2 protein-coding genes are annotated in these 1,436 nt (G+C 64.3%); both read left to right on the forward strand.

The genetic code is table 11. The annotated features are described in order from the left end of the window. The coding region (locus tag GWE18_RS41830; RefSeq protein ID WP_275191291.1) for a phosphopantetheine-binding protein at positions 1 to 383 on the forward strand (383 nt) is incomplete at its 5' end. Positions 384 to 559: 176 nt separating this feature from the next. After that, a partial coding sequence (locus tag GWE18_RS41835; protein WP_275191292.1) for a condensation domain-containing protein occupies positions 560 to 1,436 on the forward strand: 877 nt, incomplete at its 3' end.

Genomic DNA, 1,436 nt, shown 5'->3' on the forward strand with positions numbered 1-1,436 from the left:
CGGTGAACGGCAAGCTCGACCGCCAGGCGCTGCCGGCGCCGGAAGATGATGCCTATGCGCATCGCGCCTATGAGCGGCCGCAAGGCGAGATCGAGACGGCGCTGGCCGAGATCTGGGCGGAGCTTCTGGGTGTCGAGCGGGTCGGCCGCCACGACCACTTCTTCGAACTGGGCGGCCACTCGCTCCTGGCGGTGCAGCTCTTGAGCCGGCTGTCGCGGGCTGTTGGCGTGGAACTGCCGCTGTCGACGCTGTTTGCCAAACCGGTGCTGGCGGATCTGGCTCGCGCAACTTCGATCACTTTGATCGAACAAGAGTTTGATCGCCAAGAGCTTCTGAAGTTGCTCTCTCTGGACTCTAGAGAAGCTGCTCTTTCTGGAGTCTAGAAATGACAGATTTGATTAGATCCGGATTGGAAGAACTGGACGCAGAAAGCCTAACTGAGCTTTTTTCACTTGCCAAAGAGAGAAGCCGGACTGGCAGCCGAGAAACTACGTTGCTACCAAAGGTCGGACGCAAAAGCGTCCTAGTACCATCGTTTGCGCAGCAGCGGCTGTGGTTTTTGGCGCAGCTGGACGAGAGCAGCACGACCTACCACATTCCGCTGGCGTGGCGGCTGCGTGGGGCGCTCGACCGCAGCGCCTGGCAGCGCAGCCTTGACCGTTTGTTTGCCCGTCACGAGGCGCTGCGCAGTGTCTTTGTCGCACCGGAGGGCAAGCCCCGGGTTGAGGTTCTGCCGGCGGATGCGGGGCTGCCGGTGCTCGAGCACGATCTGCGGGGCCGGCCGGATGCTGAGGCGGCGCTTCTGGAGCTGTGCCATGAAGAGGCAGGCACGCCGTTCGATCTTGCGCGCGGGCCGCTGATCCGCGGGCGTCTGATCCGGATGTCGGATGAGGAACACGTCTTCCTGCTGACCCAGCATCACATCGTCTCGGACGGCTGGTCGCTGGGCGTGCTGGTGCGTGAACTCAGTCAGCTTTACCGGGCGTTTGAGGCTGGACAGGACGATCCTTTGCCGCCGCTGGCAATCCAATATCCGGATTATGCCGCCTGGCAACGGCAGTGGCTGTCGGGGGAACGGCTGCAGAAGCAGGCGCAGTATTGGCGCGACACCCTGTCCGGTGCTCCGGCCCGTCTGGCGCTGCCGACGGACCGGCCGCGGCCGGCCCAGCCGTCGTTTGCCGGGGCCAGTGTTCCGATCGTCATCGATGCGGATCTGACGCGGGGGCTGAAGCGGCTGAGCCGGCAGCATGGCACGACGTTGTTCATGACGGTGCTGGCGGCCTGGGCGGCGGTGCTGGCGCGTCTATCGGGGCAGGACGACCTTGTGATCGGCGTGCCGAGCGCCAATCGCGGCCGGCGCGAGATCGAAGGGTTGATCGGCTTCTTCGTCAACACCCTGGCGCTTCGCCTCGAGCTGTCGGGCGAGCCGAGCGTGT

It is taken from the genome of Bradyrhizobium sp. CSA112 (assembly GCF_029051645.1).
GTDB lineage: Bacteria > Pseudomonadota > Alphaproteobacteria > Rhizobiales > Xanthobacteraceae > Bradyrhizobium.